Below are 15041 nucleotides of genomic sequence, written 5' to 3' on the forward strand. Positions count from 1 at the left end.
CGCCGTTGCCGTGATAGACAGATCCCTGTCCGATGAGACCTCGAGGGGCGAAGCCTCGACAGGGCGAGAATCTGCAGAGAGTGGGAGACGGCGGTGGCGGACGCGCGATCGATGGACCCGGGTGTCGATTCGCCCCGCGGGGTCAGTCGATGGCTGACGGGCCTGCTCGTTCTCGGTCTTGTGTCCGCGTGGCTAGTTCTGTACTCGGTGAGCATTCTCGGCTCGATATGGCGTTTCCGGGAGCCGGGTGCCCCGCCGCCTGTGCTCACCACGCACGATCAGGTCATCGATCTCGTCGTGCTCGCGGTGCAGCTGGTGGTCGGTGCAGCCGCACTGTGGGTGGTGATCGCGGTCCGCGGGCGGTTCCTGACGGCTGTGCTACCCGAGCGATCGGGCAGCGCGATGGACGCGGCCGTCGCATGGTGTGCGGCCATCGCGGTGGCGTCAGCTGTGGTTCTGGTGCTCGATCGCACCGGTGTCATGCGCTTCGAGTTTTCAACTCCCGCCACGGTCGAATCGCCATGGCTTGCAGTGCTGGCCGCTCTGTCCGCGGGCCTTCGTGAAGAGCCGCTGCTTGCTGCGCTACCGCTGGTACTCCTGGTCGGCCGCATTCCGATCGGGTGGATCATGGTTCTCGCCGGGGCGATGCGAGGACTCATCTACCTGTATTTCGGTATGGGGGGATTTCTCTGGGCCTTCGTGTGGGGTGCCGCTGCAGTGTGGGTGTACTACCGTTTCAGGCGGTTGTGGGTGCTGATCCTCGTGCACGGCATGGTGATGAACATTCAAGCGCTGGACAGAGTGCTCGTGCACGACAGCATGGCGACCCTGTTGCAGTGGGTCAATATCCTCGTCCTGTTCGGTGCGCTGATGTGGTGGCTCGTGCCGCGCGCGCTCGATAGTATGATTCCCGGTGCCAGTAGAAGCGGGACCGCGATCCCAGTGCTCGAGACGGATGTAAGCCGTCTCACACCTGTGGATAATGATCGTTACTAGCCGTTACATTAATGTCTGGGGAATGATCGTTCCTCCCTCGTTCGCTGTTTCCGCCGTGTCCGACTGCCTCGGTTCTGTTCCGGGACGCAGCGCCTCGTGATCGTCTCAGCGTCTCCGCTTCGACGGCGTATGTTGGGCGCGCTTCTCATCGTCGCAGTAGTTCTGTTCGTCGGTTGGTCGGTCACCAGTTACAACAAGACGTTCAAAGAGGTGGTCAGTGTCGATCTGATCACCGATTCGGTGGGTAATGCGTTGCCGCTGAACGCCGATGTGAAGGTTCGCGGTCTGATCGTGGGCGAGGTTCGCTCGACCTCGGCGGTCGACGGTGTGGTGACCGCGCGGATGGCGATCGATCCGGACAAGGCGGAGATGATTCCCTCCAACACCACCGCCCGGTTGCTGCCGAAGACGTTGTTCGGTGAGCGGTACGTGGCATTGATGGTGCCGGAGAAGAACTCTGCGTCGCCGGTCGTCGACGGCACGGTGCTGCGGCAGGATGTCAGTGGCAACGCGATCGAGGTCGGTCAGTTGCTGGACAACCTGTTGCCGTTGCTCGAAGCGATTCCGCCGCAGGATCTGGCGAACACGCTCGGCGCGCTCTCGCAGGGTCTCGACGGTCGCGGCGCGGAGTTGGGGTTGACGATCGATCGGCTCGAGAACATCTTCGCCGGCTTGAACACCGAGTTGCCGAACATTCAGCAGGGGTTGCGCGGTCTCGCGGACTTCTCGCAGACGTACGCCGATGCGGGGCCGCAGTTGATCGAAGCGCTGGACAATCTGTCGGTCACGGGCAACACCTTCGTGGAGCAGCGTCCGGCGGTCGATACGTTGATCGGGTCGCTGACGGCGACGAGTGCGTCGACGGCGGACTTCTTGGAGGTCAACGCGGACAACCTGATTCGTATCTCGGCCGATTCCCGTGAGGCGCTCGAGCTGCTGGCGCAGTATTCGCCGGCGTTCGGGTGCACGTTCTCGCAGTTCGTCCCCATCGTCGAACGAGCTCAGACGGTCATCGGTGTCGGTGAGGAATACCAAGGCATCAACGTTCACATGCCAGTGGTCAACCCCAAGGGCCGTTACCTGCCCAATCAGGACGAGCCGAGGCTCTTCGACGATCGTGGACCGCGCTGCTACACACCGGCCGACACCGAGGCGGGGGAGTTCTTCCCGCAGTACCCGGGAGGCTCGCCCAACGACGGCTCCTACCAGGTTCCCTCGCGCAACCCCGGTCCGCAGGACATCCCGGAGCTTCCGGCGCCGCAGTACTCGGCAATTCCCGGGTCGCTGGTGGGTGCGCCCGGTGGCGCGGCACCAGCGAGCTACCAGGGTTCGGACTTCGAACGTGACACGCTGGCCGTGATCTACGGCCAGGCAACTGGAACATCTCCGACAGAGGTTCCGTCGTGGGTGACATCGGCGGGAGCGCCGGCGCTCAGAGGGGCACAAGTGAGTTTCACGAGTACCTCCTCGTAGCTGAAGCGGCCGCGGCACCGGAGTGCGAACCGACGACCCGGCACCGAGCGTGGCCGCACTCGATCAGGGCTCTGACACACCGGCCCGTAACACCGGGTCTACGGTCAGCGACGAGCGGAGGTCTCGGACAATGCTGTCTTCGAGCGCCGGTATCACCCGCGATGTGATCGATCCGTTGTAGGCACCGGGTGCTTGGCGCGGATTGGCATGCCCGGTGCCGTGCATGCGCACAACTCGCAGAGTGCCGTCGGTGCCGCCGGACCGTTCGAACAGGATTCGCTGGGAGTAGTCGACATCGACCACGTTGTCCGCCGCCGCCCGTGCCGGACGCAGGAACACGATTGCGGGCCTGGGTTTGTCGGCGACGGTTTCGGCTAGAGCATCCAGATTGTCCAACGCACCGGATGCCACGATCGTCCTGAACTGAGATTCGATGAAGCCGTTGCTGGCAACCGTTGGATTGAGAATCTTGTCCATCATGACCTGTTCGAATGCTTCGCCCGCCGCAGCGAAATCGATTCTTGGATACCACGTCGAGTGCATGTCGACGTACCTGTCCTTACGGGCAGCCATCTCGACCATGGAACGGAGCGAACGACTTTCTCGTGCTCCCGGCAGCCAACCGATCCAGCGCAGGAGATCTTGCCCGGCGTCGCGAGCGTCGCCGCGTACTGCATGCAGGTCCAGCGGTGTGCAGTCCAGAACCACCCCACTCAATACACGGTCGGTGTCCTCGTAGATGTGCTGTGCCACTTCGAGAGCGATCACGCCACCCATGCTGTGGCCGACCAATACGATGTTGCGGACACCCTCGGTGCGGGCACGCAGAGCAACGAGATCGCTTATGACTCGAGTGTCTATGCCACGGTTGTCGAACGTCACCGACCACACCCGCCCGATCTCGGTGAAGCTCGTCAGTGCTCGGGCGGTCGGCGCGCCGTCTACGTTGCCGAGCCCGACCAAGTCGACGACGGCAGTCGTACTGTCGGCTGGGTCCGCTGCGTCGTATATCTGGTCGATGCTCGGTTCGGTCTGGGCTAGACGGCGTTGCTCGGGTGCGACGTCCCACCGCCAGTACATGCCGGCCAGGACGAGGATTGGAACGAGTCCGAGAGCGAGATATAGCGCGGCACGGCGTGTGCGCCCGAGGAAAATCCAATTGTGCCCCAACCGCGTCGAGGCCAGCCGCTCCCTGCGTCGGCCGCCGTCCCACTCCACCGAACACTCCGATCCCGTCGTTCCCACCGTTAACGGTCACTTCAGCGGACGAATTCCACGCTACGCCCGCCACGGTTGGCCCGCCGCCGGTGATGGTCGACATCGCATCGTGCGCATGTGTGCACCTGAAACTGCAAGGCATCCGGCCCTCACACCCTGGTGTCGGACGCCATATGATGTCGAAATGGCCTTTCAGATAATGCTCGCGAAAGCTGTGTCCACCGTCGTCACTGGAGCGGTGGGCGTGGCAGCCTATAACGGCGCCAAGACGCTGATCGCGAAAGCTCCGCTTCGCGAAGCGGCCGTCACGGCGACCGAATGGAGTCTGCGCGGCGTCCGAAAGGCAGAGGAGGGTGCCGAATCTGCTCGGCTTTCCGTATCCGACGTGGTCGCCGAGGCCAAAGAGCGGTTGGGTGAAGAGGTTGCGCCACCGGTAGCCGGTGAAACCGGACACGGTCACAGTCACTGATCGTGTCTTCGACGGTTGTTTCGTTTCGAAGGCCGGACATGCCCGCCGGTGAGTCGGCCACCAGTATCCGGATCGTCTCCGACGCCGCAGGACGCATCAGATTCGAGGTGCCCTGGCTCCGCGCGAGCCCCGGCCGAGCCGTCGCGATCGAGGATGCAGTCGACAGGGTTCTCGGGGTTCGCGCCGCACACGCCTACCCGCGAACGGCCTCAGTTGTTGTATGGATCTCACCGACACGCATCGACCGCGCCGAGCTGATCGCGGCGATCGAGACCGGTTGCGAAGTCGAGTGGTCGGATGTTCCCGAACGCACCCCGCGATCGGCCGATGTCGGCAGCGCCGAGGTCCTGCGAATGGCTGTCGGTGGAGCGGCGCTGGTTCTACTGGGTTTTCGCCGCTACGGCTTGAACCGTCCGCCAGTTCTCGGACCGACCAGTCGCCTGGTCGCCACCGGCGCAACCGTCTTCACCGGTTACCCATTTCTCAGAGGCGCGTTGCGCTCACTGTCGGGCAACCGAGGCGCAGGCACTGATGCACTCGTCTCCGCTGCCACCGTCGCCAGTCTCGTGCTACGGGAGAACGTGGTCGCACTCACTGTGCTGTGGCTTCTCAACATTGGTGAGTACCTGCAGGAACTGACTCTGCGACGAACGAGACGTGCGATTGCCGATCTCCTCAACGGCACCCAGGACACCGCATGGGTCAGGCTTGCGGACGGCAGCGAAGTCTCGGTCGATACCGAATCGCTGTGCGTCGGCGACGACGTAGTGGTGCACGATCACGTCGCGGCTCCTGTCGACGGGATCGTCGTCGAGGGGGAGTCCATCGTCGATCAGTCGGCGATCACGGGTGAGACACTGCCGGTATCGGTAGCCGCGGGCGCACGCATCCACGCCGGATCGGTCGTCGTTCGAGGTCGGCTCGTGGTTCGTGCAACCGCCGTCGGAAACGACACGACCATCGGACGCATCATCTCTCGCGTGGAAGAGGCGCAGGAGGATCGCGCGCCGATCCAGACGGTAGGCGAGAACTTCTCACGACGATTCGTGCCGACGTCGTTCCTACTGTCCGCACTCACGCTCGTGGTGACCCGAGATGTGCGTCGCGCGATGACGATGTTGCTGGTGGCGTGTCCGTGCGCCGTCGGGCTGTCCACCCCCACTGCGATCAGCGCTGCGATCGGAAACGGTGCCCGACGCGGGATCCTCATCAAGGGTGGCTCACACCTGGAACTCGCCGGCCGCGTGGACACCATTGTCTTCGACAAGACCGGAACCCTGACCATGGGACGGCCGGTGGTGACGAACGTCGTGGCCTTCGCCGACGACTGGGAACCCGAGCAGGTTCTGGCCTACGCGGCCAGTTCGGAGATTCACTCACGACACCCACTGGCAGAGGCAGTGATTCGCTCCACCGAGGAGCGGTACATCGCCATCCCGCCGCATGAGGAATGCGAAGTCCTGGTTGGGCTCGGGATGAGGACTTGGGCTGACGGACGCACGATGCTGCTCGGCAGCCCGTCACTGTTGCAGGGGGAGAATGTCGCAGTATCGGAGAAGGCCGCGGAGTGGGTCCGCAGGCTGCAGCAGCAGGCCGAGACCCCGCTGCTGCTCGCGGTCGACGGTGATTTGGTCGGTCTGATCAGTCTGCGTGACGAAGTTCGGCCCGAGGCAGTCGACGTCCTGTCACGCCTGCGATCCGACGGAGTGCAACGCGTGCTCATGTTGACCGGAGACCACGCCGAAACCGCGGCAGCGGTGGCGGCGGAACTCGGTATCACGGAATGGCGCGCAGAGGTGATGCCCGAGGACAAGTTGGCCGTGGTGCAGGAACTGCAGCGACAGGGACATGTCGTTGCCATGGTCGGCGACGGCACCAACGACGCTCCGGCGCTGGCGGCCGCCGATATCGGCATAGCGATGGGATTGGCTGGAACAGACGTTGCGGTGGAGACCGCCGACGTTGCTCTGGCAAGTGACGATCTGTACAGGCTTCTCGACGTCCGCGACCTCGGAGGACATGCAGTGGAGGTCATCCGTCAGAACTATGGAATGTCGATCGCGGTCAACGCGATCGGGCTACTAGTGAGTGCAGCGGGGGCATTGTCACCAGTCCTCGCCGCCATTCTGCACAACGCGTCATCGGTCGCCGTAGTTGCCAACAGTTCACGGTTGATCACGTATCGGCTCGAACCCAAGCGGGCTCAGTACTAGCCCCCTGGTCCTGTAAGACGATCAGACTCTGCGGCCCTCACGCAGCGCGCGTTGTGCCAGGTCGCGGAGCGGTCCGGTCATCGACGCATCGTCGATCTGGCAGGTGCTCTCGTCGACGGAGACCGTCCACACGAAACCGTCACGCACGCGCGTGGGCGCGACAGCCGCAGGCTGCGAAAGGATCAGAGGCCGGGCTTGCTCGACGAGGCCACGCCACTCGCGGGCCGACGCCTCGTCGACTATCGCATCCAGGTCCACCCGGGCCCGTCGGATGGAACCAGCGATACCACCCGACCGAACCACCTCGATGAACATGTCATGTCCTTCGCGTCGCAGACTCGTCAGAAGTCGGGGTCGTGCACTGACACTCCCACCGTAGCCCAGGCTCGTTCGACGACCCGTCGAACGTCGGACTCGTTGCCGTAGCGCGACCGCGCAGCCGCAACGGTGGCCGAAGCAAATCCCTCGAAGTCGACCGTGGGCGGCAGGGCAGAATTCGTGGTGACGTCGAACCACACCTGCCCGGCCCTTTCCCAGGCTGCGCCGCCGAGCCCGATAGCGGTCAGCGCGAAGGCGCGGTTCGGTATTCCCGAATTGATGTGCACGCCACCGTAGTCGGCTGTGGTGACCACATAGCTGTCCATATCGGCCGGTTGTGGATCGCGACCGAGTACATCGTCGTCGTATGCGGTTCCCGGTTCGATCATCGACCGGAGTGCTCTGCCCTGCACAGCGGGCAGGAACAATCCCTTCCCCACCAACCACGAAGCCTCGTCAGCACTCTGGCCCAGCGAATACTGCTCGACGAGGACGCCGAACACATCGGACAACGACTCGTTCAGGGCACCTGCCTGGCCGGAATACTCGAGTTGCGAGGAGTACTGCGTGAACCCGTGGGCAAGCTCATGCGCGATGACGCTGAGCGAGGCCGTGAAGCGTCCGAACACCTCACCGTCACCGTCGCCGAACACCATTCGCTCGCCGTCCCAGAAAGCGTTGTCGTAGTCCTGGTCGTAGTGCACCGTCGCGACCAGGGGCAGCCCTCGACCGTCGAGACTGTTGCGCCCGTACACCTGTCGAAAGAACTCGTAAGTCACACCGAGACCCGCGTATGCCTCGTCCACCGATCGGTCACCCGTCGGCGGCTGCCCTTCTCGGCGAACCAGCGTGCCAGGCAATTCTCGGGTGTTCTGCGCGTCGTGGATGGAGCGCATCAATGCTCGGGTGGTATCCGGTGCGCTGTCGCTGTCGATACTCTGCGCATGTGCGCGGCGGTCGAGAAACTCGCGGTCGACCTCCAGCGTGTGGGCTGCGCTCGACGAGGCATGAGGGACCCTGACGCCCTGCCTGTTCTCCGCGGAATGCTCTGCTATCCGCTCCAGCAGGAACGGCGGGACCACGGGACGGATTCGGTCACGCGCAGCGGAAGGTACGGGCATCTGAACACCTCTCGGTCGACGTCGCTAGGACCATAGACGACGGGGCCGACAGATGCGGGGTGGTTTCAGCTTCGCTCTGCGTCCAGCCGTGGCCACTCCTGCGCGGACCACTCGTAGAGAAAGCGCGGGACATCCTCGGCGTTCATCGCGGTGGAGAAGAGATGCCCCTGGCCATGGGTGAACCCCAGCGTCCGTGCCCTGCCGAGGCGGTCCATGTTCTCGACCCCCTCCAAGACCACACAGTGGTCCAACTCCCCGGCGAACTGCAGCATCGCGTGGGCGACCGCCTCACCGATCTTGGTGTGCAACGACGCCGCCAGCGCCCGATCGAGTTTGAAGCCATCGACGGTTACGTGTGTGATCCGAGGTATCGGCGACCACCCGGAGCCCAAATCGTCGAGAAGCACGGTGAATCCGCTCGATCGGAGCGCCGCGACTATTCTGGCCTCGTCGTCGACTCCCGCGCCGCGAGCCGTCTCCGTCACTTCCAGTACAACCGACTTCGGGGACACACCGGACGCGTGTACGGCGCTGACGATGCGGTCCACGCAGTCCAGGCGTTCGAGGTGGTGTCCGGAAATGTTGACGGACAACTTGAGTCCAGGGCGATCGAGGTGCCACTTCACGAAATCGGACAACGCTCGAGACAGTATCGTCAGGTCCAAGTCGACGATGAGGTCGGTGTTTTCCACCTGCTCGATGAACTCCCCGGGAGTGAGCAAACCTCGGGTTGGATGCTCCCATCTCGCCAGTGCCTCGAGAGCGAACACGCCGCCGGTATGCAAATCGACGATCGGCTCGTACCACGGGGTGATCTGTCCGTTGTCCACAGCCGCGGTGAGCTCACTCGGGGTAGCGGGATTCGCGGCGACCCGTGCGCGATCCCTTTGGGTATCGAGGTGTTCTTCCACCATGACCGCGAGTTGTTCGAGAAGGCGAAACTTCTCCGGCGACAGGGTCCGCGGCAGCACGTCGAGGATGCACAGAGTGCCGATCGGTACCGATTCGCGGCCGAACAGCGGGATGGAGGCGTAGGCGCGTAGCCCTGACTCTCGCAGCACTTTCAGGAGTGAATCGGTGGGGTTCCCGAACGCCCGTGCTGTGCTCCGACGAGCGCCGTTCGGCGAATCGACATCCTGAACGACAATGGGTCTGCCTTGTTCGACCACCGCATCGCATGCCGCGCTCGACCGGGGAATGACCTGTCCGCGAACCGCATCGGAGCCGTGGGCTACCAGCGTGTATTGGTTGCAGTCGTCGAGGATGCTGACCAGAGCTACAGGGAAATCCAGAGCCCGTGCCGTAACTTCTGCGGCGTTCTCCAGCGCGGGCGATACCGCTGCGAAGTCCAGATACTTGTGGGCGGACTCGCTCTGCCTTTGGTCGCGAGATCGGAACAAAGCGCCTCCATCATTGCGCGGCGCATCGCCGAGCAGAACGAATCATCCCGACTCCGGAGAAAGTATCTCAGATGGTTCACCGAGCGCTGCAAAGCGGTCGTTTCGGGCATTTGTGCTGCACAACCAAAGCTGCGTCGGACGCCGGGCTCGACGTGACGCAGGCTACAGTCGAACTCGTAACCAGTGCGAACGAGAAGCACGAACCGGGGGAGTGGTGACCGTGAAGGGCACAGCACATGTCGACGGCGCAGCAGACGTCATCGTCGTCGGAGCCGGCCTGGCCGGACCGGTGGCCACCGCCGAACTGATATCGAGGGGTAAACGCGTCATCCTCCTCGACCAGGAGAACGAGGCCAACCTGGGTGGGCAGGCTTTCTGGTCGTTCGGTGGCCTGTTCTTCGTCGACAGTCCCGAGCAACGAAGGCTCGGTATCAAGGACTCCTACGATCTGGCCCTGCAGGATTGGATGGGCACCGCGGGCTTCGACCGTGACGAGGACGCCTGGCCTCGACGCTGGGCGCAGGCGTACGTGGAGTTCGCGGCCGGGGAGAAACGAAGTTGGCTGCGTGAGCGCGGACTGAAGATCTTTCCGCTCGTCGGGTGGGCCGAGCGGGGTGGGTACGGTGCAACGGGTCACGGCAACTCTGTGCCGAGATTTCACATCACCTGGGGCACAGGCCCCGCTCTCGTCGAGATCTTCGCTCGTACTGTCCGTCAGGGGATCGAACAGGGATTGGTGACGATGGCGCACCGACACCGCGTCGACGACATCGTCGTCACCGACGGTCGAGCCACCGGTGTTCGCGGCGTCGTCCTCGAACCGTCCTCGGCCGCCCGCGGCGTCGCGTCCTCGCGCGAGACGCGTGGCGAGTTCGAGATGGAGGCAGGGGCGGTGATCGTCACCTCCGGCGGTATCGGCGCCAATTGGGAACTCGTGAAGCAGAACTGGCCCGCACGTCTCGGATCTCCGCCGAAGCACATGCTGACTGGCGTGCCGGCGCACGTGGACGGTCGCATGCTCGAAATCAGCCGCAATGCCGGCGCCAGCGTGATCAATCCGGACCGAATGTGGCACTACACAGAGGGAATCACCAACTACGAGTCGATCTGGCCGAACCACGGCATCCGGATTCTGCCCGGGCCATCCAGCCTCTGGCTGGACGCGACGGGCAAGCAACTGCCCGCACCACTGTTTCCGGGTTTCGACACACTCGGCACGCTCGAGCACATCGTCCGCACCGGGTACGACTACTCGTGGTTCGTACTCGATCAGAAGATCATCGAGAAGGAGTTCGGGCTGTCCGGTCAAGAGCAGAACCCGGACCTCACCGGCCGCAGCGTGCGAAAGCTGCTCGAACGAGTTCGATCCGGAGCCCCGGGTCCGGTGGAGGCGTTCAAACGTCGGGGTGAAGATTTCGTCGTCGCGGACTCGGTCGACGAGCTCGTGGCAGGGATGAACAAGATCGGCGAAGTCCAGCTGGAAACCTCGGCGATCGAAACTCTGTTGACGGCCAGGGATCGGGAGATGGACAACGACTTCAGCAAGGACCTGTCCGTGTCGGTGATCCACGCCGCCCGGAAATACAAGGGTGACAGGGCGGCGCGGATCGCGGCGCCCCACCGCATGTTGGATCCGAAGTCCGGTCCGCTGATCGCCGTCAAGCTGCACCTGCTCACCCGCAAATCGCTCGGCGGCTTGCAGACCGACCTCGACTCGCGTGTTCTTCGGCCCGATGGAACACCGTTCGAGGGATTGTTCGCCGCTGGTGAGGTAGCGGGATTCGGCGGCGGAGGGGTGCACGGATACCGTTCGCTCGAAGGGACCTTCCTCGGTGGTTGCATCTTTTCCGGCCGGGCCGCCGGTCGCGCGGCAGCCCGCTGAGGACCTCGTGGTCGGCGTCGTCGGACCGGGCGCACGACTTCGGTGCCGATGGTCGCCGGTCGGCCTCTAGGCTCGTTGTCATGAACGGTGATCCTGATGGTCGGCTCGAGCGGCAGTCGATCGACTCGGCCCTCGCCGAGTTCGTCCCTCGGCGCGTCGCCATCGAGGACCGTCGTGCGGCCGCCGTCGCGGTGACCATCGGCGGCCCCGTGGGGCAGCGCCGGATGCTTCTCACGATGAGGCCGGTACAGCTTCGCGCGCATCCCGGGCAGTTCGCTCTGCCGGGTGGTCGTATCGACCCAGGAGAGACGGCGGAAGAGGCTTGCCTACGTGAGCTCGAGGAAGAACTCGGTGTCGCGGCCGAACCGTCGAGCATCCTCGGTCGACTCGACGACTTCCTCACCCGCTCGGGCTACGTGATCACTCCGTTCGTGGTGTGGATCGGTGACTCGCTGGGCGATGTCGTGCCCAGTCCTGACGAGGTGGCGACCGTCTACGAGGTGCACGCGCACGAGCTCGACACCGACCCTCGATTCGTCTCCATCGCGCAATCCGACAGGCCGGTCGTGCAGTGGCCGTTCCGTGGCTCCCTGGTACATGCTCCGACCGGTGCGATAGTGCACCAGTTCAGGGAAGTCGTGCTACACCGTCGGCATACTCGCGTGGCACACTTCGAGCAGCCGGTGTTCGCGTGGCAATGACGTGCGGCGACGTGGTCGGATTTCGACGGCGGGCGCGCAGCAACTTGGGATCGAGGTGGGCACGGTGAGCATTCCGCACACAGGGCTCAGCGACCGCATCGTCACCGTGCCCAACGTGCTCAGCGTGGTCCGACTGCTGTTCATCCCGTTGTTCCTGTATCTGTTCCTCGTACTCCGCGCGGACGGGTGGGCTCTGGCGATACTGCTCACGAGCGGCGCAACCGACTGGCTGGACGGCAAACTCGCTCGCGTGCTCGACCAGTCCTCGCGGATCGGCGCACTGCTGGACCCGCTCGTGGACCGTTTGTCCGTGGTAACGACGCTCCTCGCATTCGTTGTCCGAGGGATAATCCCGTGGTGGGTGGCGGCAATTCTCATCGGCCGGGACCTGATCCTGGCCGCAACGCTACTGATCTATCGACGACGAGGTCTCCCACCGCCGGAGGTCATATACCTCGGCAAAGCAGCGACGTTCGTCATCATGATCGCGCTCCCCGTGCTACTGGGATCCACCGGCGATTCGACGATCGCGCAAATACTGGCACCGATCGGGTATGCCCTGATCATCTGGGGAACCGGACTCTACATATGGACCGGCGCCCTCTACACCTACAAAGCCATGGGCATTGCCCGAGCCGTGCCCAGGACATCGGATCGGTCAGCCCGCGATGCGTGATCCCGTCCGCCGCAATCCCGTTCCCTCGCTTCTACGCTCCCTGATGTCGGAGCATCTCGATCCCGGTTACGCGGCAGCAGCGTCGAAAAAGCCCCGCGGCGGCAGGCCCAACAAGGCGGACATCGCGGTGGCGGTTCTCGGGGCCTTGCTCGTCGGCTGCGTTTTCGGGATTGCGATGTCTCAGCTGGCCTCGAACAACGTCGATGGCTCCGGTGAGCGAGGTGACATTCTCGCGAGCGTCCGCGCCGCGCAGGACCGAGCTGCCGCCCTCGACGACAATCGTCGGGAGCTGGCCGAGGATCTCGAAGCGATTCGAGCGGCAGCGCTGACCGACGACGCAGCGGGTGAAAGCGTGCTGACCGAGCTCTCCGCGCTGGAGATCGCTGCCGGCGCGGCGACGGCCTCAGGTCCGGGCATCGTGGTGACGGTGGCCGAACCTCCGACGCCGGTGAACCTGTCGGACGTGTCGAGCCCCGTGCGGGGATCGTCCGAGGCCGCGGTTCTCGATCGAGATCTGCAGGTTCTCGTCAACTCTCTGTGGGTCAGTGGCGCCGAGGCCGTTACCGTCGACGATGTACGCATCGGGCCGGGCGTCACCATCAGGCAGGCAGGAGGTTCGATGTTGGTCGACAACCGACCTGTCTTCGCTCCCTACACGGTGGCCGCGATCGGATCACCCAGCCAGCTGCAGGCGCGTTTCGCTGTCAGTGACGCCTACCTGCGCCTGTCCGCATTGGCGCAGCTCTATCAGGTCGGCTTCGATGTCCGCGTCGCCGACGAACTCGACATGCCGGCCTCGGTGGTGCGCACGATTCGGTCGGCGACCCCAGGAGGACAGCCGTGAGCAACGGGAGAACGTGAGCGACGAGAGAATGGGCGAGGAGAACATGCGCAAGGAGGATCAGATCGAACAGGGCGACGAACTCGGCACGCATGCGGCGGTGGGGCGGTCCGGTCGCGGCGGTGTTCTCGTGGCAATGGCGGTCCTGGCTCTGTGCATCGGTGTCGCGGTCGGAACGGTTTCCGGACCGCAGGTGCCGGCCAGCTTGGCTCCATATCTTCCCATCGCGGTCGTGGCTGCGCTCGATGCGCTGTTCGGGGGAATCCGCGCGTTTCTCGACGGCATCTTCGACTCCAAGGTGTTCGTGGTGTCCTTCGTTTTCAACGTGCTCGTTGCAGCTCTGATCGTGTGGCTCGGCGATCAACTCGGTGTCGGCACTCAGCTCTCGACTGCGATTGTGGTGGTCCTCGGCATCCGAATCTTCGGCAACGCCGCGGCTCTGCGTCGTCGACTGCTCGGTGCGTGAGGGCGTCGTGACCGAGGACGGCAGGCACAAGCTCCGCAGACAGCATTTCCGCAGCGATCGCATACGTGGGCTCGTCGGCACGCGGCCCAGGTCGATTCTGTTCGGCTCCCTGACGATTGTGTTGATGGTCTTGCTGGGCTTCGGGCTGGTGGTTCAGGTTCGGGAGAACGACAGCAGCGACTCCCTCGACGCGGCAAGGCCGGCCGACCTGCTGGTTGTACTCGACAACGTCGGACGCCGAGAGGCGGCTCTGCGGGAGGAGATCGCCGATCTCGAGGCGACGTTGGCCGCCCTGGATCGCTCCGATTCAGGTGGTGCGGCGCTGGCCGATGCCCGTGCACGGCTCGAGTCGCTGTCTATCCAGGTGGGCATGACCGCTGCGACGGGCCCGGGTGTGGTGGTCACGGTATCCGATCCTCATACCGGAATCGGCTCGGACGTCTTGCTCGACGCTCTGCAGGAACTACGAGCGGCAGGCGCGGAGGCGGTCCAGATAGCGGGTGCAGATGCAGAACCGGTCCGTATCGGGGTCGAGTCGTGGATTGCCGGAAAGGCGGGGGGAGTGATCGTCGACGGCGTCGAGATGTCCGCACCGTTCGTGTTCACCGCGATCGGCGAACCCGCGACTCTCGCTGCTGCCCTCGACATACCGGGTGGCGTCATCGACACGGTTGCTCGCAACGGCGGACGCTGCGATGTGGTTCGATCGGACCTGGTCGAGGTGTCCGCCTTGCGGGATCCTCGTCTGCCTCAATACTCTCAGCCCGGAAACTAGCTCTGCTCCGACAGGACGAGCTCCAACCGCCCGAAAGGAATGCAGACGTGAGTGAGATCTCCCCGCCGGCCGACCTGCTGTACACACCGGAACACGAGTGGGTTCAGCGAACCGCGCCGACCACCGTGCGCGTCGGGATCACCGACTACGCGCAGGGGCAGCTCGGTGACGTGGTGTTCGTGCAACTGCCCGCCATCGGTGACGAGGTGACCGCGGGATCGTCGATGGGAGAGGTCGAATCGACCAAGAGCGTGTCGGACGTTTTCGCGCCGTTGACAGCCAAAGTCATTGCCGTGAACGAGGATCTGGACACGAGCCCGGAAAAGGTCAACTCGGGTCCCTACACCGAGGGCTGGTTGGTCGAGCTCGAGGTCGAATCGGCGCAAGCGTTGGACGAGTCGGTGGCGCAGATGCTCGACGCCGACGGATATGCTGGAATTACGGCCGGGTAACTTCGCCCGCTCGGACACCGTCGACCGCTTACACACGTGC

15 protein-coding genes are annotated in these 15041 nt (G+C 64.2%); 11 read left to right on the forward strand and 4 right to left on the reverse strand.

The window, feature by feature from the left end; translation table 11 throughout:
• The first annotated feature begins 93 nt into the window (after positions 1-93).
• A complete protein-coding gene (locus tag KVY23_RS20930) occupies positions 94-996 on the forward strand; it encodes a CPBP family intramembrane glutamic endopeptidase (protein WP_230558088.1) in 903 nt (300 codons plus the stop codon).
• Positions 997-1092: 96 nt separating this feature from the next.
• Positions 1093-2469, forward strand: coding sequence for an MCE family protein (locus KVY23_RS20935; protein ID WP_230558089.1), 1377 nt, complete (start codon positions 1093-1095; stop codon positions 2467-2469).
• Positions 2470-2532: 63 nt separating this feature from the next.
• On the opposite strand, the gene KVY23_RS20940 is transcribed toward KVY23_RS20935, so the two are convergent.
• Positions 2533-3687, reverse strand: coding sequence for an alpha/beta hydrolase (locus KVY23_RS20940; protein WP_230558092.1), 1155 nt, complete (start codon positions 3685-3687; stop codon positions 2533-2535).
• Between the two features lie 184 nt (positions 3688-3871).
• On the opposite strand from KVY23_RS20940, the gene KVY23_RS20945 reads away from it, so the two are divergent.
• Both KVY23_RS20945 and KVY23_RS20950 read left to right on the forward strand, forming a co-directional pair.
• Positions 3872-4156, forward strand: a complete 285-nt coding sequence (locus KVY23_RS20945; protein WP_075840299.1) for a DUF1490 family protein — start codon at positions 3872-3874, stop codon at positions 4154-4156.
• A gap of 38 nt (positions 4157-4194) precedes the next feature.
• A complete protein-coding gene (locus tag KVY23_RS20950; protein ID WP_230558119.1) occupies positions 4195-6369 on the forward strand; it encodes a cation-translocating P-type ATPase in 2175 nt (724 codons plus the stop codon).
• Positions 6370-6390: 21 nt separating this feature from the next.
• Here KVY23_RS20950 and KVY23_RS20955 read toward each other — a convergent pair whose 3' ends face one another.
• The 3 genes from KVY23_RS20955 to KVY23_RS20965 all read right to left on the reverse strand — a co-directional run bounded on the left by KVY23_RS20955 (position 6391) and on the right by KVY23_RS20965 (position 9208).
• Positions 6391-6684 (reverse strand): protealysin inhibitor emfourin, encoded by a 294-nt coding sequence (locus KVY23_RS20955; RefSeq protein WP_075840297.1) that lies wholly within the window; start codon positions 6682-6684, stop codon positions 6391-6393.
• A 26-nt stretch (positions 6685-6710) separates the two neighbouring features.
• Positions 6711-7808, reverse strand: a complete 1098-nt coding sequence (locus tag KVY23_RS20960; RefSeq protein ID WP_230558093.1) for a M4 family metallopeptidase — start codon at positions 7806-7808, stop codon at positions 6711-6713.
• 65 nt (positions 7809-7873) lie between these two features.
• Entirely contained in the window at positions 7874-9208 is a 1335-nt protein-coding gene (locus KVY23_RS20965) for an EAL domain-containing protein (RefSeq protein ID WP_230558094.1), read from the reverse strand.
• Between the two features lie 220 nt (positions 9209-9428).
• On the opposite strand from KVY23_RS20965, the gene KVY23_RS20970 reads away from it, so the two are divergent.
• From KVY23_RS20970 to gcvH, 7 genes are all read left to right on the forward strand, one after another.
• Complete coding sequence (locus KVY23_RS20970; RefSeq protein ID WP_230558096.1) at positions 9429-11090, forward strand: FAD-binding dehydrogenase; 1662 nt, start codon at positions 9429-9431, stop codon at positions 11088-11090.
• A gap of 80 nt (positions 11091-11170) precedes the next feature.
• Positions 11171-11791, forward strand: a complete 621-nt coding sequence (locus KVY23_RS20975) for a CoA pyrophosphatase (RefSeq protein WP_075837661.1) — start codon at positions 11171-11173, stop codon at positions 11789-11791.
• 64 nt (positions 11792-11855) lie between these two features.
• On the forward strand, positions 11856-12467 hold the full coding sequence (locus KVY23_RS20980; protein WP_230558097.1) for a CDP-alcohol phosphatidyltransferase family protein: 612 nt from the start codon (positions 11856-11858) through the stop codon (positions 12465-12467).
• Entirely contained in the window at positions 12460-13311 is an 852-nt protein-coding gene (locus KVY23_RS20985; RefSeq protein WP_230558098.1) for a DUF881 domain-containing protein, read from the forward strand. The genes KVY23_RS20980 and KVY23_RS20985 overlap by 8 nt, the downstream gene beginning before the upstream one ends.
• Positions 13312-13444: 133 nt before the next feature.
• Positions 13445-13774 (forward strand): small basic family protein, encoded by a 330-nt coding sequence (locus KVY23_RS20990; protein WP_075840307.1) that lies wholly within the window; start codon positions 13445-13447, stop codon positions 13772-13774.
• Positions 13775-13835: 61 nt separating this feature from the next.
• Positions 13836-14549, forward strand: a complete 714-nt coding sequence (locus tag KVY23_RS20995) for a DUF881 domain-containing protein (RefSeq protein ID WP_075840308.1) — start codon at positions 13836-13838, stop codon at positions 14547-14549.
• A 47-nt stretch (positions 14550-14596) separates the two neighbouring features.
• Positions 14597-15001 (forward strand): glycine cleavage system protein GcvH, encoded by a 405-nt coding sequence (gcvH, locus tag KVY23_RS21000; protein ID WP_206511464.1) that lies wholly within the window; start codon positions 14597-14599, stop codon positions 14999-15001.
• Positions 15002-15041: the final 40 nt, after the last annotated feature.

Origin of the sequence: Rhodococcus sp. I2R, assembly GCF_020889545.1 — a bacterium.
GTDB lineage: Bacteria > Actinomycetota > Actinomycetes > Mycobacteriales > Mycobacteriaceae > Rhodococcoides.

Bases quoted from the DNA above. Each gene is read 5' to 3' on its own strand.
- KVY23_RS20960 (WP_230558093.1), bottom strand. From the start codon at position 7,808: ATGCCCGTACCTTCCGCTGCGCGTGACCGAATCCGTCCCGTGGTCCCG.
- KVY23_RS20985 (WP_230558098.1), top strand. From the start codon at position 12,460: ATGCGTGATCCCGTCCGCCGCAATCCCGTTCCCTCGCTTCTACGCTCC.
- KVY23_RS20975 (WP_075837661.1), top strand. From the start codon at position 11,171: ATGAACGGTGATCCTGATGGTCGGCTCGAGCGGCAGTCGATCGACTCG.
- KVY23_RS20955 (WP_075840297.1), bottom strand. From the start codon at position 6,684: ATGTTCATCGAGGTGGTTCGGTCGGGTGGTATCGCTGGTTCCATCCGA.
- KVY23_RS20950 (WP_230558119.1), top strand. From the start codon at position 4,195: ATGCCCGCCGGTGAGTCGGCCACCAGTATCCGGATCGTCTCCGACGCC.
- KVY23_RS20945 (WP_075840299.1), top strand. From the start codon at position 3,872: ATGGCCTTTCAGATAATGCTCGCGAAAGCTGTGTCCACCGTCGTCACT.
- KVY23_RS20990 (WP_075840307.1), top strand. From the start codon at position 13,445: ATGGCGGTCCTGGCTCTGTGCATCGGTGTCGCGGTCGGAACGGTTTCC.